At 56.9% G+C, this 18,290-nt stretch carries 22 protein-coding genes; 14 read left to right on the top strand and 8 right to left on the bottom strand.

Annotated features, from left to right (window positions below):
* The 6 genes from WEB64_RS15375 to WEB64_RS15350 form a co-directional block, all read right to left on the bottom strand.
* Positions 1-618, bottom strand: a complete 618-nt coding sequence (locus WEB64_RS15375) for an SCO family protein (protein ID WP_368060688.1) — start codon at positions 616-618, stop codon at positions 1-3.
* The gene (locus tag WEB64_RS15370; protein ID WP_368060690.1) at positions 615-1,460 is read right to left on the bottom strand and encodes a cytochrome c oxidase assembly protein; all 846 of its coding nucleotides are present in this window, start codon (positions 1,458-1,460) and stop codon (positions 615-617) included. Before WEB64_RS15370 ends, WEB64_RS15375 begins: the two co-directional genes overlap by 4 nt.
* A gap of 129 nt (positions 1,461-1,589) precedes the next feature.
* On the bottom strand, positions 1,590-2,213 hold the full coding sequence (locus WEB64_RS15365) for a cation transporter (RefSeq protein ID WP_368060692.1): 624 nt from the start codon (positions 2,211-2,213) through the stop codon (positions 1,590-1,592).
* Positions 2,214-2,311: 98 nt separating this feature from the next.
* On the bottom strand, positions 2,312-2,764 hold the full coding sequence (cadR, locus tag WEB64_RS15360) for a Cd(II)/Pb(II)-responsive transcriptional regulator (protein ID WP_368060694.1): 453 nt from the start codon (positions 2,762-2,764) through the stop codon (positions 2,312-2,314).
* A gap of 42 nt (positions 2,765-2,806) precedes the next feature.
* Positions 2,807-4,189, bottom strand: a complete 1,383-nt coding sequence (locus WEB64_RS15355; RefSeq protein WP_368060696.1) for an ATP-binding protein — start codon at positions 4,187-4,189, stop codon at positions 2,807-2,809.
* The gene (locus WEB64_RS15350; protein WP_368060698.1) at positions 4,176-4,841 is read right to left on the bottom strand and encodes a response regulator transcription factor; all 666 of its coding nucleotides are present in this window, start codon (positions 4,839-4,841) and stop codon (positions 4,176-4,178) included. Before WEB64_RS15350 ends, WEB64_RS15355 begins: the two co-directional genes overlap by 14 nt.
* Positions 4,842-4,979: 138 nt before the next feature.
* Here WEB64_RS15350 and WEB64_RS15345 point away from each other — a divergent pair, with 138 nt between their 5' ends.
* The 14 genes from WEB64_RS15345 to WEB64_RS15280 all read left to right on the top strand — a co-directional run bounded on the left by WEB64_RS15345 (position 4,980) and on the right by WEB64_RS15280 (position 16,556).
* Positions 4,980-5,513 (top strand): cupredoxin domain-containing protein, encoded by a 534-nt coding sequence (locus tag WEB64_RS15345; protein WP_368060700.1) that lies wholly within the window; start codon positions 4,980-4,982, stop codon positions 5,511-5,513.
* A 21-nt stretch (positions 5,514-5,534) separates the two neighbouring features.
* A complete protein-coding gene (locus tag WEB64_RS15340) occupies positions 5,535-7,271 on the top strand; it encodes a copper resistance system multicopper oxidase (protein ID WP_368060702.1) in 1,737 nt (578 codons plus the stop codon).
* A complete protein-coding gene (locus tag WEB64_RS15335; protein WP_368060704.1) occupies positions 7,268-8,014 on the top strand; it encodes a copper resistance protein B in 747 nt (248 codons plus the stop codon). Before WEB64_RS15340 ends, WEB64_RS15335 begins: the two co-directional genes overlap by 4 nt.
* 186 nt (positions 8,015-8,200) lie before the next feature.
* Positions 8,201-8,659: an ATPase gene (locus WEB64_RS15330; RefSeq protein ID WP_368060706.1), complete on the top strand. Its 459-nt coding sequence runs from the start codon at positions 8,201-8,203 to the stop codon at positions 8,657-8,659.
* Positions 8,660-8,720: 61 nt separating this feature from the next.
* Positions 8,721-9,578: a YihY/virulence factor BrkB family protein gene (locus WEB64_RS15325; RefSeq protein ID WP_368060708.1), complete on the top strand. Its 858-nt coding sequence runs from the start codon at positions 8,721-8,723 to the stop codon at positions 9,576-9,578.
* Between the two features lie 132 nt (positions 9,579-9,710).
* Positions 9,711-10,220, top strand: coding sequence for a Na+/H+ antiporter subunit E (locus WEB64_RS15320; RefSeq protein ID WP_368060710.1), 510 nt, complete (start codon positions 9,711-9,713; stop codon positions 10,218-10,220).
* Positions 10,217-10,486 (top strand): monovalent cation/H+ antiporter complex subunit F, encoded by a 270-nt coding sequence (locus WEB64_RS15315; RefSeq protein ID WP_368060712.1) that lies wholly within the window; start codon positions 10,217-10,219, stop codon positions 10,484-10,486. Before WEB64_RS15320 ends, WEB64_RS15315 begins: the two co-directional genes overlap by 4 nt.
* Positions 10,486-10,824 carry a cation:proton antiporter gene (locus WEB64_RS15310; RefSeq protein ID WP_368060714.1) on the top strand — a complete coding sequence of 113 codons (339 nt, stop codon included), beginning with the start codon at positions 10,486-10,488 and terminating at the stop codon, positions 10,822-10,824. The genes WEB64_RS15315 and WEB64_RS15310 overlap by 1 nt, the downstream gene beginning before the upstream one ends.
* A complete protein-coding gene (locus WEB64_RS15305; RefSeq protein WP_368060716.1) occupies positions 10,817-11,092 on the top strand; it encodes a Na(+)/H(+) antiporter subunit B in 276 nt (91 codons plus the stop codon). Before WEB64_RS15310 ends, WEB64_RS15305 begins: the two co-directional genes overlap by 8 nt.
* A complete protein-coding gene (locus WEB64_RS15300) occupies positions 11,089-11,790 on the top strand; it encodes an MnhB domain-containing protein (RefSeq protein WP_368060718.1) in 702 nt (233 codons plus the stop codon). The genes WEB64_RS15305 and WEB64_RS15300 overlap by 4 nt, the downstream gene beginning before the upstream one ends.
* Positions 11,787-12,107 (top strand): sodium:proton antiporter, encoded by a 321-nt coding sequence (locus WEB64_RS15295; RefSeq protein WP_368060720.1) that lies wholly within the window; start codon positions 11,787-11,789, stop codon positions 12,105-12,107. The genes WEB64_RS15300 and WEB64_RS15295 overlap by 4 nt, the downstream gene beginning before the upstream one ends.
* Positions 12,104-13,573, top strand: coding sequence for a complex I subunit 5 family protein (locus tag WEB64_RS15290; protein ID WP_368060722.1), 1,470 nt, complete (start codon positions 12,104-12,106; stop codon positions 13,571-13,573). Before WEB64_RS15295 ends, WEB64_RS15290 begins: the two co-directional genes overlap by 4 nt.
* On the top strand, positions 13,570-15,066 hold the full coding sequence (locus WEB64_RS15285; RefSeq protein ID WP_368060724.1) for a complex I subunit 5 family protein: 1,497 nt from the start codon (positions 13,570-13,572) through the stop codon (positions 15,064-15,066). The genes WEB64_RS15290 and WEB64_RS15285 overlap by 4 nt, the downstream gene beginning before the upstream one ends.
* Entirely contained in the window at positions 15,063-16,556 is a 1,494-nt protein-coding gene (locus tag WEB64_RS15280; RefSeq protein ID WP_368060726.1) for a complex I subunit 5 family protein, read from the top strand. The genes WEB64_RS15285 and WEB64_RS15280 overlap by 4 nt, the downstream gene beginning before the upstream one ends.
* On the opposite strand, the gene WEB64_RS15275 is transcribed toward WEB64_RS15280, so the two are convergent.
* Positions 16,539-18,080, bottom strand: coding sequence for an FAD-binding domain-containing protein (locus WEB64_RS15275; protein WP_368060728.1), 1,542 nt, complete (start codon positions 18,078-18,080; stop codon positions 16,539-16,541). The two genes, WEB64_RS15280 and WEB64_RS15275, sit on opposite strands and share 18 nt — an antisense overlap.
* Positions 18,077-18,220: a DUF2256 domain-containing protein gene (locus WEB64_RS15270; RefSeq protein WP_368060730.1), complete on the bottom strand. Its 144-nt coding sequence runs from the start codon at positions 18,218-18,220 to the stop codon at positions 18,077-18,079. Before WEB64_RS15270 ends, WEB64_RS15275 begins: the two co-directional genes overlap by 4 nt.
* Positions 18,221-18,290: the final 70 nt, after the last annotated feature.

Raw genomic sequence — 18,290 nt, 5'->3', positions numbered from 1 at the left:
TTAGCTCTGGGCTGCCAGCGAGGTCAGGTCTTCGCGTATTTTCGCGGTGGGAAGCCCATCGCGAATCAATAGCCGGGCTTTGCCTTGCTGGTCGAACACGTAGACTGCGTTACTGTGTGAGACGTCATAATGTCCGTTTTCGTCCGGCGTGCCATAGCCAAACGTGGTGCGGTAACGCTTGGCCAGTTCCCGCAGTTGTGGCTCTGCGCCTGTCAGTGCCTTTACTCGATCCCCGAAGAACGATTCATAGGAAGCCAGTTGTTCGGGGGTATCCCGTTTCGGGTCCACACTGACGAAGATGATGCGAACATCCTCTTGCAACTCGTCGGGCATCTGCTCGATGGCCTGTTTTAGCTGCACCATAGTGGTGGGGCAGACGTCGGGACAATGGGTGAATCCGAAAAATACCAGTCTCACCTCCCCACTGAGATCTTCTGCTTTCACGGGGTTGCCATTGCTCCCGGTGAGGTCGAACTGCAGGTCTGGCATCAAGCTGCTGATGTCTTTGGCATTCCACTGGTCATCATTGGAAAAGCAGCCTGCAAGTAACAGCAGGGAAAGCACGACAGCGACCCGGGGCAAGATGTTTTTCCACTGAGTAATGGCGTTTGATCTCATTGATGAGCCTCTTGTGGTTTCCAATCCCGTTTGCCGGTCATTTTGCTATCCTCATGCATCGCCCGCCTCAGTATGATCAGAATAGCGATAATGCTCATCATAGCTGGCGGCACCCAGGTAATGACGCCGCCAATCAGCTGATCGGTTTCCGGTGCCATGGGCCAGGCCCTGCCGCACACTTCGTAGACGTCATAGACCATGCCGCGGTTAAAAACGATCCAGGCGCCAAGAAACATCTGGGGCAGTGCCACCAGAGCCAGCATCAACATCCGTTTGCCGTAGCCGACGGCGTCTGATCGAGCCGGAGAACGGGGATCAAAGATCAACCACCAGAACAACATTCCGTCCAGCAACATGGACCAGTTCATAATCCAATACAGGTCGCGGCTCAGCATGGCGTCGAAATGAATGCTCGGCCACAGCCAGAAGTAGATCAGGCCGACAAACAGAAACGCAGCAATGAAGGGTTGCTGGAGCGCCCGGTAAACCAGGCCAAAAGGGGTCAGGAAGGGTCGGACCCGCTGGGGTATCTGGCGATTCCAGAAGCGGATCACCGGCAGTGGGTTTGCCAGCGCCATCAGGAAAGGTCCCAGATGATGCAGAATCAGATGCTGGCCCCGGTGGACAAAAAACATGTACTGGGAGTAGTAATCGAAGACGGTTTGCATGACGGCATAACAGATGCCGAGTCCCAGCAGAAAGGTGAAAATGCGCAAAGCACCGGGTCGGTCTTCCGAGGGCATCAATCTCAACCCTGTGACATACAACCCGAGAACCGTAACGAAAACAATGACCGTTAGCGGCGAGAAGTCGTAGGGGAGCAGCATTTCTAGCGAGAACATTCAATCACCGGAGTACGTGTTTACGGAGCGTCTGAGGCTCTGTGGAGGCAACAGGAGTATCCATTCTATCGGGTAATTCTGCAAACATCCCCCGGTTTTACGCGCAGCGCAGTAAACGGATGCTCGCGTTTACTGCGCTGCGAGGCAGGCCTGGTTTATATCACTGTGGGCATGTCGCATCACGCTGATGCCTGAGGTGATCGCAAGACCTCCCATAATGGCAGCAACCGCAAGGTCCGGCCAGGCAGTACCGGTGCCGAAAACACCCAGTGCAGCAACCATCACGGCAAGGTTGCCGATGGCGTCGTTGCGGCTGCATAGCCAGACCGAGCGCATGTCAGAGTCGCCTTCACGGAAGCGGAACAACGTCAGCGCTACGATGACATTGGCCACCAGCGCCAACAGCCCGACCGCGCCCATGGTAAGCGGTTCCGGCGTAGTTTCACTTTGAAGCACCCAGATCGCTCTGGCCAGCACCGCGATGCCAAACAATAACATGGTTATGCCCTTGACCATGGCAGCGCGTCCACGCCAGAGCATGCCCAGGGAGAGCACACTGAGAGAGAGTATGTAGTTGGCGCTGTCACCAAAAAAGTCGATGGCGTCTGCCATCAGGGCGACAGATCCGGACTGCAGGCTCGCCAGGCCCTCTATCAGGAACATCGCGAGGTTGATCCAGAGCGCAATCCACAGGGCTTTTCGAAAACCGGGAGCGGGCGACTTCGGGTCAGGGGGAGAACAACAATTGGCCATAAGCACCTCTTGGGTTAGATGCTTCTTATTAAAAACCCTGTAGCAACTACAGAGTCAACGCTCTATGAATATTTTCTTCGCAGTGTTTGATCACTACGCTAGCGCTTGCCGTGGCTGCGGGGGATATGATTGTGGCGGGCAATTGCGGGTTCGTTATCAAGGTCGGCTGTCAGCTCGTCAAGAATGCCGCACTCGCTGACGGTGCGGTTTTCAGAACACGCTTTTTGCAACTGCTCCAAGGTTTTTTCGAGATGATTGAGTTCTTGAAGCCGCTCGCGAACATGATGGAGGTGGCGAGCCAGCAAGGCATCCACTTCGCCACAATCGGCGCCGGGTTGCTCCGCTAGCTTTACCAGATCGCGGATTTCATCCTGAGCCATATCCAGATTGCGGCAACGCTTGATAAACAGCAACCGCTCCACGTGGTGATGTTGATAACGCCGGTAACTGCTGGCTTCCCGCTCGGGTTCGGATAACAATCCGATTTTCTCGTAATAGCGAATAGTCTCTACCGGTATACCGGTCATACTCGATATTTCACCGATTTTCATAATGTTTTCCTGCTGTCCCGGCCGAGGATGAACGCTCCCTGGTTATTTTCCAATTGTACCCGGGAGCACAACCAGTACTTTTAACCCTCCGGCATGACTGACATCAAAGGTTATCGAACCAGAGTATCGTGCGACGATCTCCTGCACGATGGCAAGCCCCAGCCCGTGGCCCGGAGTCTGTTCGTCCAGCCGTAAGCCTCGTGTACCAAGCCCCGAACGCTCCCTGGCCTCTACACCGGGGCCATCATCGGAAACCTGTATCCTTAGTGCATCTGAAGTCCCCCCGGCGCCAGGTACGATGGCCAGGTTCAACAGAGCCTGGAAGCGCGCCCACTTACCGGCGTTATCCAGAAGGTTGCCGAGTATTTCGCCCAGATCCTGCTCTTCAATGCCCCAGGTTTGCTCCGAGTCAAGTTTGGTGTCCAGTTCGAAGTGTTTATCCGGGTGCAACCGGCCCAGTGTCCAGAGCAGATCCCGGGCCTGAAGAACAGGGCAGGCGGCTTTACCGATCTGAGGGCCGGCGAAACGGCTACGACTCATCTCGGTTTCCAACTGGCGGGTAATATCCGCCAGCCGGTCGGCCATTTGCTCGCGCATGGCGAGGTCCAAGGGCCGCTGGTAATCCGTGAGCAACTGTTTTACTGCGGCAATCGGGGTCTTGACACTGTGGGAGAGGTTGGCAACTGCCAGCCGGGAGCGCTCCAGCCGCTGATCCAGGGTGTCCAGTAGCTCATTAATTTGTCCGGTCAAAGGGCGGAATTCACTGGCGGCTTCATCGCTTAGGCGGAGTCGCTGGCCGTGCTGAAGTGCCGCCAGTTCCTGCTGCATATTCCGGACCGAGCGGAGCGCCAGGGTAACAGCGAGAAATATCACAGCGCCCAGCATAAGTAGCAAGCCTCCGGACACAACCGCCGTCCAGATATGCAATTCCTGCTGGCCATGGTGCAGGGCGGTAAGGTCCTCTGCCACCAGAATAATGGCGCGCTGGCCATTGATGTCTACCGTACTGCGATAGGCGAGAAAATGGGTGGGTCCGGCTTGTAGCCCACTGGATATCTGCTTATCGATAAAGCCGTCGGCGGCGTCCTCCAGCAATGGTTCGAGTGCAGGCTGCCAGGTAGCTGGCGAAATCGTTTGCTGTTGACCGTAACGAATCGCATGGGCGTGATGGAACACCTCTTCGAAGTAACGTCCGGCGCTAAGCGTCGGTTTGCCCTCAATGGAGGAGTCCCGCAGTTGCTGTTCCAGGAACTGGGCTTCCTGAGCGAGCCTGTCTTCCACAAAGGTTCTGGCCATGCGATCCAACAAAGCGCCATGTACCAGCCAGGCAGCACCCATGAATACCAGCGCGGCAGGTAGAAGCAGGCCAAGCAATATGGCACGTATGGATCTTTGGCGAGTGAGCGAGGGCTTATTGTGCGCCATCGAAACTGTAACCCTGGCCGCGATGGGTGGTTATAGCGTGCTGACCCAGTATTTTCCGGATTCGCCGTACATAGGCTTCAATGGTATTGCCGGACGGGGAGTCGTCGAGGTTGTAAAGTTGTTCTATCAGCTCGTCTTTGGAGAACAGTTGACCGGGCCGGCTCATGAGGCATCGCAGTAAGCGGAACTCGGTGCCGGTCAGGGTATGATCTTTGCCGTCCGGCGTTTTAACCCGCTGACGGGTCTCGTCCAACTGGTAGTCCCCAACAATAAGATTGCTTCGCACGCGGCCTTCACTGCGCCGGATAAGTGCGTGCAGCCGGGCAACCAGCTCTTCGGCCTGAAAAGGCTTCGCCAGATAATCGTCGGCACCTGCTTTGAGACCGTTGACCTTATCCTGCCAACCACCCCGGGCGGTGAGGATCAGGACCGGCATGTTCAGCCGTTTTTCGCGTAATTGCGCCAGCACATCAAGGCCATTGCCGTCAGGCAACCCGAGATCCAGCACAATGATGCGATAGTCCTCCTGAGCACCCAGTGCAAAAGCGGTCGCCGCAGAGGGGGTATGATCCACCACAAAACCTTCCCGTGTCAGTCGGTTAACAAGGCTGTCAGCAAGCAAGCTGTCGTCTTCAACCAGCAGTAATCTCATTGGATGGTATCCACATTTTATCTGGCATTTTCCGAAACTTGTTTCAGCAAGAATTCAGGTTCAGGCGTCAAGATGCAACCAGTCCAGAACGGGACCGTCACCGAGCCCTTTTGTTTTCACAAGTGGAGAATACTGCAAATGAAGCGTCTTTTTCTTATGTCAGTGTTAAGTCTTTCTGCAATTTCGTTTTCTTTCACTTCGTTCGCTGCACCGGGGCATGGCGGTCACCATGGTGGCGCTACCGGCGAGCCGGGCAAGGCCGAAGATGTCTCCCGGACCATCGAGGTGACCATGTTTGATAACTATTACGAGCCGGAAACGATTTCGGTGGAAAACGGCGAGACCATCCGGTTCAAGGTCAGTAACGAGGGCGCCCTGGTTCACGAGTTCAACATTGGCACGGCTGCGATGCATGAGGCCCACCAGGAAGAAATGCAGATGATGGTGGAGCACGGTGTGATCAAAGGCGACCGTATCGACCACAAAATGATGGCAATGGATATGGGTGGTGGCCATTCAATGAAGCACGACGACCCGAATAGCGTGCTGATGGAGCCCGGCGACACTCAGGAGATTATCTGGCAATTCACCGATGCCACTGATCTTGAGTTTGCCTGCAATGTCCCCGGCCACTACCAGGCTGGCATGTACGGTGATATCCGTTTCGAATAAGTCCGATAACAGGAATTTGTGATGAAAACGTTTATTTCGACATGGCTGATTGCCAGCCTGCTGCCGCTGGCGGCAACGGCAGGCGAGTATAATATTTCAGTTGACCGGGTGCAGATTGATACCGGTGATTTCGTCAAGGAAGGCATCGGCTACAACGGTGCCTCACCCGGTCCGGAGCTGCGCTTCAAAGAAGGCGAGGAAGTGACCATCAATGTCACCAACAATCTGGATGAAATGACCTCTATTCACTGGCATGGCCTGATCCTGCCGTTTGAGCAGGATGGTGTGCCGGGTATCAGCTTTCCGGGTATTGCGCCGGGCGAAACTTTTACCTACCGGTTCCCCATTATCCAGAACGGCACCTACTGGTTCCACAGCCATTCCGGCTTTCAGGAACCTAACGGTGCATACGGGGCTATCGTCATTGAGCCGGTCGGCCGGGAGCCGTTCCGGTATGACCGGGATTACGTGGTGCAGCTGACGGACAAGCATCCGCATTCCGGTGACCGCATCATGCGGAATCTGAAAATGTCTGCCGATTATTACAACCGTCAGCAGCAGACGGTGGGTGATTTTTTCAGCGAATCGGCGGAACAGGGATTTATGACCACACTGAAGGACCGCATGATGTGGGGCGACATGCGGATGATGAAAGCGGATGTCGAAGACGTGCAGGGTTTTACCGGCCTGATTAACGGCAAGGGACCAGAGCAAAACTGGACGGGCCTGTTTGAACCGGGTGAACGGGTGCGCTTGCGCTTTATTAACTCATCAGCCATGACCTATTTCGATATTCGTATTCCCGGTCTGGAGATGACTGTGGTCGAAGCGGATGGTAACTACGTGCAGCCGGTGACCGTTAAAGAATTCCGGATCGGTGTGGCTGAAACCTACGACGTGATCGTCCATATCAAGGACGAGAAAGCCTATAGCATTTTTGCCGAATCCATGGGCCGCTCCGGCTATGCCCGTGGCACCCTGGCGCCAGAGGCAGGCATGTCGGCGGAAGTGCCGGACATGCGGGATGCACCGCTGCTGACCATGGCGGACATGGCCGGTCATATGGATCACGGTAATATGGAAGGCATGGATCACTCCAACATGAAGGGTATGGATCACTCCAAAATGGACGGCATGAACCATTCAAAAATGGAAGGTATGGATCACTCGAATATGGCAGGCATGGACCATTCAGCCATGGGACATGGCGCAGACGGTAACTCCATGCCGACCGATCCGTTCTACGCCAGTGGCAGTGGGCTGACCCCGACCGCCGCGAATGGTGGCAAGTTTCTGTCCTATTCGGACCTGAAAGCTCTGAAGCCGCTCTTCGAAGATCGCGAACCGGGCCGGGAAATCGAGTTACGCCTGACTGGCAATATGGAGCGCTACGAGTGGAGCATTAACGGCGTCAAATACGAGGATGCAGAACCCATAGTGCTGCAATACGGCGAGCGGGTACGCTTCAAATTCGTCAACGAAACCATGATGACCCATCCGATGCACCTGCACGGCATGTGGTCGATTCTCGATGTCGGGGAAGGCAAGTGGAACCCGATCAAACACGTGATCAGCGTTGCCCCGGCCACAACCGTGTATATGGAAACAGAAGTTGATGCCCCCGGCGAATGGGCTTTCCACTGCCACCTCTCCTACCACGCCGCGTCTGGCATGTTCCGCAAGATCATTGTCGAGGGTGGCCCTGACGATCAGATGGCCGGGGGCGGCCAGGTCGTGCAACCAGGGGGTGAGTCATGAATTTTTTACGCCGCTTCCCCCTGGCCGGTCTCGCGATAGCAATGGTCACTGCCGTCGGGCCGTTGCAGGCTCAGCAAGACCCCGCCAAGGAAACCCAGACGGCAAAAACCTTCTGGGGCGTGTCGGCGGAAAAACTGGAATATCGCTACAGCGATTCCGATGAGGAACTGGGCGTTATAGAAGGCGATGCCTTTTATGGCACCGACGAGCTGAAGTTCCGCTGGTTGTTCAGCGGTGAATGGGAAGAAGCCCACAATGCCTGGGAAACTCTGGAAAACCAGTTTGTCGGCCAGATGCCAGTGGATGATTTCTGGGATGCCAAGGCCGGACTCCGTGTTGATACTCCGGAAGGACCGGACCGGGTGTACGGGGTGTTGGGGCTCAGCGGACTGGCGCCATACTGGTTTGAGATAGATACCAATCTTTATGTCAGTGACGAAGGCGATGCGTCGGTCGATTTTGAAGCAGAGTATGAGCTGTTGGTGACCAACTACTGGATCGTGTCTGCAACTTTCGAAACCTTGGTCGCACTGTCGGAGGACAGGGAAATCGGCGTTGGCAAAGGTCTGAATTCGACAGAACTGGGCCTGCGCCTGAGCTACGATCTGCTCGACCGCGCTTTCTCCCCCTACATCGGCGTGGTTCACGAGCGTAAATACAGTGACACGGCGGATCTTTCGAGGGCTTCCGGTGGGGGCACCGAAGACTGGTTCGCGGTGGTCGGGGCGAGAGTAATGTTCTGAATGCGCGCTGATGGCATCTGATGACCGCACGACCCGGAACGGACAGAACTCTCCGTAGACGACGACCTGCCAAGAAATATCCAAAGGGGAGGTTAAACGCTTTGTAATCCTGTGGCTTTGGAATGGCTGTCATGACAGGTCGGGGGTTGGCATACTGAGTGGCCAACCCTTCTCAAGGAGAGACACGTGGATATAAAGACCTTTCGTGATCTGATCGAATGGACGAGTAACCTGCATGGGAACCTGTCGGCCTGTCTGGCTGATTGCGCCGACAAACACGAACAGGAGCGTGCCCGGGCGCTGCTGGATTATCTCGCCAAACACGAAGCAGAACTGGAGCGCATCGTCTCGGAATTCGAGCGGCAAGCTGATAAAAAGATTCTCGAGACCCGTGTGTACGATCACATGGCCGATAAAACGATCCAGACCCATCGAACTTGCAATGAGCACTACACCAAATTGGATTTCGACGGTATCTGCCGGGAAATTTTCGATTTCCATGATCAGGTAACCGAGCTCTACCGTTACCTCGCAGGCCGGGCAGAGATTCCCGAGGCAGAGGAACTGTTTGAGGAGCTTTTGGCAATGGAAGAGAACGAATCAATGCGTTTGGCCAGGCAAGTTGGCCAGATGAACGATATCTAGTGTCCCGCCGGGCTACTCTTTCAAATAAAGCGGCAATTGAGTCTCTTGACGGTCAAGTAACGTGACTCAGGACACCAGGGCGTCCGAACACTCACCAGCCGAGCTTACCCGGCGCCTGTTTCATTTTTCACACCGGGTGCTACGCAATTTCCTGCGTAATCATGGCGTTCTGCTGGCTGGTGGCGTTGGTTACAACGTGCTGTTATCAGCGGTTCCCATGCTGGCGTTACTCGGCGTGTTACTGACCCGTGTTGTGGATGAACAGCAACTGTTGGAAGTCATGTCAATTCAGATCCAGCATCTCGCGCCAGCACACGCGGGCCTGTTGTCTGAGGCGGTGCGCGCCTTCATGGAGTCGAGGGACATCATCGGCATTATAAGTGTTCCGGTTATGCTGTTCTTCAGCTCTTTCGCGTTCCGAATGCTGGAACAATCCATTGCCATCATTTTTCACCGGCCGGAAAATCCTCGACGCAGGTTTTGGGTGTCTGCTGTATTGCCCTATGTCTTCATGCTTGTTCTGGGGGCAGGTCTGCTGGCACTGACATTACTGTTTGCAATTGTAAACACGTTCTATGAAGAGCCCGGGCTGATTCTTTACCTGCTTAGTTTCATTAGTGTATTCCTGGTGTTCAGTGCCATTTACAAGGTGCTACCGATTGTCCGTATCTCGCCACGGCGTGCGGTGGTGGGTGGACTGGTGGCAGCCATTCTGTGGGAAGCAACGCGTTTGCTGATGATGTATTACTTCCTCAATATTTCATTTGTTAACGTTATCTACGGCTCGCTGACCACCATTGTCGTGCTGCTGATCAGTCTTGAGGTTGCTTCCATTATTCTGCTGCTCGGTGCGCAGGTGATCGCTGATCTTGAGCGTAGCGAGCGCCTGGGCTTGCCCTGGCATACCTCCTGCGATTAGTTGGGGTTGGTGCCATCTGACAAGGATGGCTGGATCTCTGCTTGAATTTGAGTCAGCAACTGATGTAAAAGGCTTTTTATCGTCGGCGGGAATTTACGACCTCTTTTCCCAAGGTCTTGGCAAGGAGCACCAATGCGTAAAGCCACAGCGATGTCTCGCCGGATGCTCCTGCTTCTGGTGGTGTGGTGGATACTCACCGAAGGTGATCTTTCTGGAACAGGGTTTGGGCTGGTGATCGCTGCTCTGGCCTCGTTTATCTCGGTTTACCTTTTTCCGCCGGGCACAGGACAAATTCGCGTGGTTCCCTTCATCATTTTCGTGGTGTTCTTCCTGGCCCGGTCGGTCACCGCAGGCCTTGATGTCTCCCGTCGATTGTTATCACCCTCCCTGCCGACCAGTCCCGGTTATCTCACTTTTAACCTCAACCTCCCCGAGGGTGGCCCGCGCTGGCTATTGGCCAACACCTTGTCATTGATGCCGGGCACCCTGAGCGTCAATCTCGAAGGCGCGCGGCTTGATCTGCACTGTCTGGACACCCGTGATCCGGTCGAAGACGATGTCAGAGCCGTGGAGCGGAAAGTGGCCAGGGTTTTCGGTCTGTCGCCGGACAGGAGTGAGCAACGGGCGAGGACCAGCGAATGACCCTGCTGCTGAACGGGGTTGGCGCTTTTCTGCTGCTGACGTTGTTGATTGCGCTGATCCGTATCTGGAGAGGGCCTGCGGCTTCGGATCGCATGCTGGCGTCGCAGCTGTTTGGCACCACGGGAGTTGCGTTGCTGCTTGTTCTGGCCGAGGCCCAGGGCTCTGCTGCCTTGCGGGATGTTGCGCTGGTGCTGGCATTACTGTCAGTGCTGGCCATTGTCGGTTTCGTGACACGGGTGGTGCGTATCGACCGGAGCGAACCCTGATGGAACGAATTCCGATGATTCTGATAGCAATAGTGCCGTGGATTCAAGGCGTTCTCCTGCTCGCGGGATGCGTGTTTTTTGCGATCGGAACACTTGGGTTGTTCCGCTTATCCGACACGCTGACGCGAATTCATGCACTCACCAAAGTTGACAATCTTGGGCTCGGATTCATTGTTCTGGCGCTGTTGTTTTCGGTACCGTCGCTGGCGGTGGGCCTGAAAATCGGACTTATCTGGCTGGTGGCGCTGGCGGCCAGCGCGACGTCCGCCCATTTGATTGCCAGGGCCGTGCAATCGCAGGAGCGTGGTGGCAATACAGAGAAGGAGCCTTATGACTGACTGGCTACTGGATAGTTTACTGGTGTTTGCACTGCTGGTAACCGCAGTGGCTGCTTTGTTGTCGCGCAACCTGTTTCGCGCCGTCGTGGTGTTTATCGCCTTTGGCGTGCTGATGGCTGTTGCCTGGGTCCGGCTACAGGCGCCCGATATTGCCCTGGCGGAGGCTGCCATCGGCGCCGGGCTTACCGGGGTGCTATTACTGGATGCGGTCAGCCACCTTGGCGGCATTCGGACCGGGGAGAGTAATCGCGGAGGTCGCGAGCAATGATCGGGCTCGTTCGGACCGTGGCCATTGCGCTCGGTTGCTTCGCGCTTTTCTGTGGTCTGGCGATCAGTATCTGGAATATTGCTGGCCACCCCACACCGGTGAATTTGCCACAGCTGTTGGCTAACAACCTCGATCGCAGCGGGGTGGATCATCCGGTCACGGCGGTGCTGCTGAATTTCCGCAGTTACGACACTCTTCTTGAGATTGGCGTTCTGGTGATCGCTGGCATCGCCGGTATCTCGATGGCAAAAACCGCCTCCCTTGAGGACCAGGAACTCCGCACCTCAGATTCGCTGCTTTACGCTCTACAACGCTGGTTCTTACCGTTAATGCTGGTACTGGCGGGGTATCTGCTCTGGGCCGGGGCCCACCGGCCCGGCGGCGCATTCCAGGCGGGTGCGGTTCTCGCTGCTACCGGTTTGCTTATGCGTCTTGGCGGCATTCCTATGGATTTTCTCCGACCAGGGTTACTGTTGCGCCTGGGCCTTGGGCTGGGCTTTTCGGTGTTTCTCGTGGTGGCGGTGGCCAGCGCCATTGGGGGTAATGCCTTTCTGGCCTATCCCCCAAGTATGACCAAAACGCTGATTTTGATCATTGAATCGGTACTGACTCTGTCTATTGCCATGGTGTTGTTGGCACTGTTTGTGTCTGCACCCGTCAACAACGCTGAAGATCCCGAGGAGGGCGCGTCTTCATGAGTGCACCGCTGCTGTATAGCTTGGCGGGGGCCGTGTTGTTTGGTGCGGGTCTGTTCGGGCTTTTGCGGCTGTCACACCTGCTCCGAAAATTGCTGGCTTTCAATATCATGGGGTCGGGCGTGTTTCTGGTGATGGTGGGGCTGCCCCAGCACCAGGGGGGGCCGGACCCGGTGCCCCAGGCGCTGGTTCTCACCGGCATTGTGGTGGCGATTGCGGCGACCGCGCTGGCTGTGGTGCTTATACGGCGTTATTACCACCTCTCCGGTATGACTACCCTCGACGAGGTCCCTGATCACCGGGAAGGTGATCAGGGATGACGCTGTGGTTAATGGCAGGGTTGTTGTTTACGCCGCTGGCCTGGGCGGTACTGACGTTGTTAACCGATTTTCGCTGGGGTCGACTGGTGACCTGGGCTGGCATTCTGGTTCAGATTTTGGTGTCGCTCGGTCTTTGGTTGACGGTGGCAGAGGGTGGCGGCTTCTATTATGGTCTGGGTGGCTGGGATGCTCCGCTGGGCATCGAACTGCGGGTGGACGGGCTTGCTGTTACCTTCGTGTTGCTTACCGCCGTGGTGGCTAGTGCCTGTGGCTGGCACGCCGGTGTTTACATCGATCCGGAAAAGCCCTGGCACCGGTATTTCTGGCCCTTGTTCTGGTTTCTCTGGGCAGGGCTGAATGCGGTCTGGCTGGGCGGAGACCTGTTCAATCTCTATGTCGGGCTGGAATTGATCAGCCTCTCCGCAGTGGGTTTGGTGGCCCTGGGTGGAAAAGCCGGGGCGTTGCGGGCGTCCATCAGATACCTGCTGGCGGCGCTGTTGGGGTCGTTGGCCTATCTACTTGGCGTAGCATTGATATATGGACAGTTCGGTACCCTGTCCATTGCGGGCGTATCTTTCTGGTTGGCCGAACACCCGACGCCAACAGGTTCCGGCCTGGCGCTGGCGCTGATGGTTGCCGGGCTGGCACTTAAAACGGCGCTGTTCCCACTTCATCAGTGGCTGCCCCCGGCTCACGGCATTGCAAAATCCCCGGTCAGCGCTCTGTTGTCTGCATTGGTGGTCAAGGCGTCTTTCTATGTTGCCGCCAGGTTGTGGCTGGAGTTCGGGGAGTCAATCGGCAACCTCGCTGTGGCCCAACTGCTCGGGTTGCTGGGCAGTGGCGCGGTGGTCTGGGGCAGTTGGCTGGCGTGCCGGCAGCAGCAACTAAAGCAGGTGGTGGCCTATTCCTCGGTGGCTCAGATCGGGTACCTGTTTCTGTTGTTCCCCCTGACATTCTCAGTATCTGAGGCGGTATCACTCCAGGCCCAGCAGGGTATTACCCTGCAGGTGATCAGTCACGCGCTGGCAAAGGCTGCGATGTTTCTTGCCGCGGGCAACCTGATTCTATCCGTTGGCAGCAATCGTGTGGATGCCCTCGCTGGCGTCAGCCGCTTTCTGCCCTTCTCTCTATTCTCTTTTAGCCTGGCCGGCGTGTCGTTGATGAGTCTGCCGCCGACCGGCGGGTTCGCAGCCAAGTGGCTTTTGCTTCAGGCCAGTCTGGGTAGTGGGCAGTGGTGGTGGGTGGGGGTGTTACTCGCTGGTGGTTTGCTCTCAGCGACCTATGTGTTCCGGATTTTCCGGGCGTCACTCCGGGAAAATCCAGAGACAGATCAGTTTTATCACCCGGCCAGGAGCCTGGAAGTCATCCCCATGATCCTGGCCTTGCTGGCACTGGGGCTTGGTCTGATGTCAGACCAGGTGTTGACAGTGATGGCCCTGCCGTTTGAAGAAGAAGGCGCGCCATGACACTGACAGCCTGGATGCCCGTGTTCGCCCTGATGACCTCTTTTATCGCCTCGTTAGTGATCTTTGTTTTGCCGGAAAAGGGTTATCGCTTGCGAACTGCAGTGAACCTCGGCGCGGCGCTGATGAAGCTGGTGCTGGTGATTGTGATGGTATGGGGCGTGTTTCGAGGCGTGGACTATGGCGTAAGATTCACCATGGTGCCGGGCGTGGAATTCGTTCTGAAAGCCGATGCCCTCGCAATGATGTTTGCGGGCCTCTCGGCGGTGCTCTGGTTACTGACAACCATCTACGCTGTTGGTTACCTTGAGGATTCACCGAACCGTAGCCGGTTTTTCGGTTTTTTCAGCCTGTGCGTTGCCAGCACCACCGGTATTGCGCTGGCTGGCAACCTGTTCACCTTCTTCCTGTTCTACGAAATGCTGACCTTGTCCACCTATCCCCTGGTGGTTCACCGGGGTACTGAAAAGGCCCTTAGGGCAGGGCGGACGTATCTGATTTATACGTTGACCGGTGGTGCGGTTCTGTTGCTGTCGATTGCCTGGTTGCATGGCGTGGCGGGGGACCTGTTGTTTCGTGAAGGCGGGCATTTCATTGATGCCGATCCGGCCATTCACACCTCCCTGATTATAATTTTCATATTGTTAGTGGCGGGGCTGGGAGTGAAGGCAGCGGTGTTCCCACTTCATGGCTGGCTGCCCCAGGCTATGGTAGCGCCAGCCCCGGTCAGCGCCCTGTTGCACGCGGTGGCGGTGGTGAAAGCCGGGGCCTTCGGGATTGTGCGGGTGGTGTACAACGTTTACGGAATAACCCCGTCCTCGACTCTGGGGCTGCTGCAGCCGCTGGCCTGGCTGGCGGCATTCACCATGATTTACGGTTCCGTTCGGGCCCTGGCGCAGGTTGATCTGAAGCGCCTGCTGGCATTTTCCACGGTGAGTCAGGTGTCTTATATTATTCTCGGGATTTGTCTGTTCGGGCCGGTTGGCGCTGCTGGTGGGCTGGTACATCTGCTGCACCAGGGCATCATGAAAATCACGCTGTTTTTCTGTGCTGGCAATTACGCCGAAACCCTGGGTATTCACCGTATTGACGAGATGGACGGGGCGGGGCGACGTATGCCGGGAACGTCCCTGGCGTTTACCATCGGCGCGTTCGGGATGATCGGCGCACCGCCGCTGGCCGGGTTTATCACCAAGTGGACCATGGGTACCGGAGCGTTGGCGGCGAATATGGATTGGGTGATTGCAGTACTTGTGCTGAGTAGTTTGCTCAATGCCGCCTATTTCCTGCCCATCCTGCATCGGTTGTGGTTCCGTGAGGCGCAGGGTGAGTGGCCCAATGAACGCCATTGGGGACGTCTTGAGACTAGCGCCTGGCTGTTCTGGCCGCCGCTGTTTACGGCGGTGGTGACGGTGCTGGTCGGAGTGCTGGCCTCCCTGCCGTTCAGCCCCCTGTCATGGGCTGAACTGATTGTTCTGCGGGAGTATTCGCCATGATGGCTCCCGAATCAGTTCTGGTTTTGTTGGCGGTGTGTTTGCCGTTGCTCTATCCGGTGATGGCCTTGCCTGGGTGTGGGGTAAAGGCGATGCGCTACACCCTGCCTCTGCTGCCATTACCAGCCCTGCTATTGGCGCTTGGCACGGAACCCGGCTGGCAGCTGGAGCTGCCCTGGCTGCTCAACGGCGGCTTGTGGGGGATCGATGAATTGCGTCGATTGTTTCTTTTGCTGACGGCGGTTCTGTGGACCGTGGCTGGCATTTACGCGGTGGGTTACGTGAAAGCCCACCACTTCAGACGTTTCTGTGTATGTTGGGGTCTGACCCTGGCTGGCAACCTGGGTTTGACGGTGGCAGTGGATATTGCCAGTTTTTACAGCTTTTTTGCATTGATGACGTTCGCCGGTTACGGCCTGATCGTTCACGAGGGAACGGGCGAAGCGGTGCGTGCTGGCCGTGTCTACCTGATGATGGCGGTGCTGGGTGAAATGGCCATTCTTGCCGGGCTGTTATTAGCTTCTGCAGCGGCGGACAGCCAGATGTTGGAGGACCTGCCAGCGGCGATTGTCGACTCGCCCCAGCGGGATCTGATGATCGCGTTGTTGGTCGCCGGTTTCGGGGTCAAGGCCGGTTTGCCACTGTTGCATTTCTGGCTGCCGCTGGCCCATCCGGTAGCGCCTACCCCTGCCAGTGCAGTGCTGAGTGGCGCGATGATCAAAGCCGGATTGCTCGGGTGGCTGGTCACGTTGCCCTTTGGTGAAGCTGCCTTGCCCGGGTGGGGTGCTCTGATGATTGTGGCCGGGGCGATCGGGTCGCTTGGTGCCGCTGTGATGGGTGTCTGCCAACGGCTACCCAAGGCAGTGCTTGCCTATTCCAGTATCAGTCAGATGGGTTTGATAGTGTTGATGGTGGGGGCTGCTTTGGCAACGCCAGAACGCGCCCCGGTGTTGGTTTCCGTAATCGCGCTTTACGTCCTTCATCATGGTATGGCCAAGGGCAGCTTGTTCCTCTCTGCGGGGGTGTCGTTACCTTCAGAGCCGATGCGCCGCGCTGTGGTCTGGCTGCTGATTGCTTTGCCCGGCTTGTCTCTGGCAGGACTGCCATTCACCAGTGGGGCACTCGCCAAATTGGCCATGAAAGAAGGTTTGGCGCAAGACAAGCTGGACTTTGCGCTCGCCGTTTATCTGTCTCCGCTGATGACCGCCGGGGCCGTGGCCACTCTGTTGCTGGTATTGCGGTATCTGTGGACGCTTACCCACACGCTGGAGACCGGTCGGAACCCGCCAATACTGGCGGCCGGATGGCTGGCGGCCATTGGTATGAGCCTGGTGGCGTTCTGGTGGATGCCCTGGGACGCGGAAGACTTGGTCAAGTCTCCCGTCTGGTTGCCAGCACCGTATCAGGTTTGGGCGCTGGTATGGCCGATGCTGATTGCGATTGCCCTGACCGCATTAACAATTCTGGTAAGGCGGTCAGTCAAACAGCGATAGCTGATTGTCAGTGTTCTCCTGCAAGTTTTCTTTGCGTTTTCCGGGCCCGGTGGGGCGCTTTTGCACCGGCCCTTTTCGGCTACCGTGCTGCTTCAGTACCCGACTGGTTTCTTCCTGGCTGACATGCTGCTGGCGGAACTCACTCACTGCTTTTCGAGCCGCCCGGGCCGCCTGTTCCAGGTCACAAACCGGAGCTCTGTAGGCATTACCTCCGAGCCGCGCTTTCTGGGCTGGCGTCATCAGCCAGGGCGTGTGGATCAGATCCGCCGGTACGCTGGCCAGCTCTGGTATCCAGCGCTTGATAAACTCACCCTCCGGGTCCAGCTTGCGAGACTGCAGTACCGGGTTATAGATTCGGAGAGCGTTAATGCCAGTGAGGCCTGATTGCATCTGTACCTGGGGGTAGTGAATGCCCGGCTCAAAATCGGTAAACAGTCGCGCCAGATGCAGGGCCGGGTCGCGCCAATGCAGCCAGAGTTGATAGCTGGCCACCGCCATCAGCATGGCTCGCATCCGGAAGTTGATCCAGCCGGTGGTCCGCAACGCCCGCATGCAGGCATCCACCAGCGGCCAGCCGGTTTCGCCTTCCTGCCAGCGCTGCAGGCGCTCGCTGTCGTTCGGCCCCTGCTTGAGTGATTCAAGCTCACGGTGCATGGCCCGGAACTCCAGCTCCGGCTCGTCTTCCAGTTTCTGGATAAAGTGGCAGTGCCAGTGCAGTCGGGAGCGAAAGCTGGTGAGACTGCGTTGCTTGCGGGGCAGGCTGCTCGGACGCAGCCCCACAGCTTTGGATTGTTGATAGATCGACCGAAGGCTCACCGTGCCATAGGCGATGTGAGGGCTAAGGCGGGAGCATGCCCGCTCTGCCGTCAACGGGCTGGAAATATTGTACTGATAACCCACGCAGCGCCGGTCGAGAAATGAGGCCAGCAGCTTTTCGCCTTTCGTGCTGCCACCTGCCTGTCGGTCCGTGCAGCGAGTCTGGTTATCAAAGTCCGGGCTCTGTATGCCAGGCTCGGAGGGCGTCAACCCCGGCGGCAGCGGCAGGCGCTCCGGTGGGGATAGCACAGGCCTTTGCAACATAAGGTTGGTCCATGCCTTGTCCCACAGATCCCGGTCCTGTAGGCGCCGCACGACTCCGAACTGCCGCCATTCCCGTAACTCGATACCTTGCTGCTGGCACCAGCCAATAACCCTTTTGTCGCGCTCAAAGGTCCACTCGCCACCGGTTTCCTGATGGCAGAGCAACCGCGCTGTAGGGTACTCCCGGTGCAGGGCGGCCAGGACCGAGAGAATATCGCCCCGGCGAACTACCAGTCGGGAACCAATGCGTTTCAATTGGCCGTCCAGGTCCCTCAGGCTGTCTGCAATGAATTGCCACTGGCGCTCGCTGGTGTCAGGCAATTGCCAGTAGTCCGGTTCCACAACGTAGAGTGGAATCACCGGCTCACCGATGCTGGCGGCTTCCAGCAGGGGGCCGTGATCGAATAATCGCAAGTCGCGTTTGAGCCAGACAATAGTGGTCATGGGGGACTCACCTTGTGCCTGCGACAACGTTCGCTGCAATAGCGCACGCTGTCCCAGTCCCTTGCCCATTTCCTGCGCCAGGTGAATGGTCGCAGACAACTCGGGCAGGTTTTCGATGGTAGATTCGGTTTTTTGTGCATGGTTCCTGAATGGTTTTAACTGGCCAAGTGGTTTTAACTAGGGCTATGACCATTGGAATTTATACGACCC

Source organism: Marinobacter sp. (assembly GCF_040882185.1).
Taxonomy (GTDB): domain Bacteria; phylum Pseudomonadota; class Gammaproteobacteria; order Pseudomonadales; family Oleiphilaceae; genus Marinobacter.
Note: the sequence above shows the minus strand (reverse complement) of the source record. Positions and strands in the feature narration are given on the sequence as shown.

What these genes read in the sequence shown, in the direction of transcription:
- WEB64_RS15375 (WP_368060688.1), bottom strand. Translation starts at nt 618, where the DNA reads ATGAGATCAAACGCCATTACTCAGTGGAAAAACATCTTGCCCCGGGTC.
- WEB64_RS15370 (WP_368060690.1), bottom strand. Translation starts at nt 1,460, where the DNA reads ATGTTCTCGCTAGAAATGCTGCTCCCCTACGACTTCTCGCCGCTAACG.
- WEB64_RS15365 (WP_368060692.1), bottom strand. Translation starts at nt 2,213, where the DNA reads ATGGCCAATTGTTGTTCTCCCCCTGACCCGAAGTCGCCCGCTCCCGGT.
- cadR (WP_368060694.1), bottom strand. Translation starts at nt 2,764, where the DNA reads ATGAAAATCGGTGAAATATCGAGTATGACCGGTATACCGGTAGAGACT.
- WEB64_RS15355 (WP_368060696.1), bottom strand. Translation starts at nt 4,189, where the DNA reads ATGGCGCACAATAAGCCCTCGCTCACTCGCCAAAGATCCATACGTGCC.
- WEB64_RS15350 (WP_368060698.1), bottom strand. Translation starts at nt 4,841, where the DNA reads ATGAGATTACTGCTGGTTGAAGACGACAGCTTGCTTGCTGACAGCCTT.
- WEB64_RS15345 (WP_368060700.1), top strand. Translation starts at nt 4,980, where the DNA reads ATGAAGCGTCTTTTTCTTATGTCAGTGTTAAGTCTTTCTGCAATTTCG.
- WEB64_RS15340 (WP_368060702.1), top strand. Translation starts at nt 5,535, where the DNA reads ATGAAAACGTTTATTTCGACATGGCTGATTGCCAGCCTGCTGCCGCTG.
- WEB64_RS15335 (WP_368060704.1), top strand. Translation starts at nt 7,268, where the DNA reads ATGAATTTTTTACGCCGCTTCCCCCTGGCCGGTCTCGCGATAGCAATG.
- WEB64_RS15320 (WP_368060710.1), top strand. Translation starts at nt 9,711, where the DNA reads ATGCGTAAAGCCACAGCGATGTCTCGCCGGATGCTCCTGCTTCTGGTG.
- WEB64_RS15315 (WP_368060712.1), top strand. Translation starts at nt 10,217, where the DNA reads ATGACCCTGCTGCTGAACGGGGTTGGCGCTTTTCTGCTGCTGACGTTG.
- WEB64_RS15310 (WP_368060714.1), top strand. Translation starts at nt 10,486, where the DNA reads ATGGAACGAATTCCGATGATTCTGATAGCAATAGTGCCGTGGATTCAA.
- WEB64_RS15305 (WP_368060716.1), top strand. Translation starts at nt 10,817, where the DNA reads ATGACTGACTGGCTACTGGATAGTTTACTGGTGTTTGCACTGCTGGTA.
- WEB64_RS15300 (WP_368060718.1), top strand. Translation starts at nt 11,089, where the DNA reads ATGATCGGGCTCGTTCGGACCGTGGCCATTGCGCTCGGTTGCTTCGCG.
- WEB64_RS15295 (WP_368060720.1), top strand. Translation starts at nt 11,787, where the DNA reads ATGAGTGCACCGCTGCTGTATAGCTTGGCGGGGGCCGTGTTGTTTGGT.
- WEB64_RS15290 (WP_368060722.1), top strand. Translation starts at nt 12,104, where the DNA reads ATGACGCTGTGGTTAATGGCAGGGTTGTTGTTTACGCCGCTGGCCTGG.
- WEB64_RS15285 (WP_368060724.1), top strand. Translation starts at nt 13,570, where the DNA reads ATGACACTGACAGCCTGGATGCCCGTGTTCGCCCTGATGACCTCTTTT.
- WEB64_RS15280 (WP_368060726.1), top strand. Translation starts at nt 15,063, where the DNA reads ATGATGGCTCCCGAATCAGTTCTGGTTTTGTTGGCGGTGTGTTTGCCG.
- WEB64_RS15275 (WP_368060728.1), bottom strand. Translation starts at nt 18,080, where the DNA reads ATGACCACTATTGTCTGGCTCAAACGCGACTTGCGATTATTCGATCAC.
- WEB64_RS15270 (WP_368060730.1), bottom strand. Translation starts at nt 18,220, where the DNA reads ATGCACAAAAAACCGAATCTACCATCGAAAACCTGCCCGAGTTGTCTG.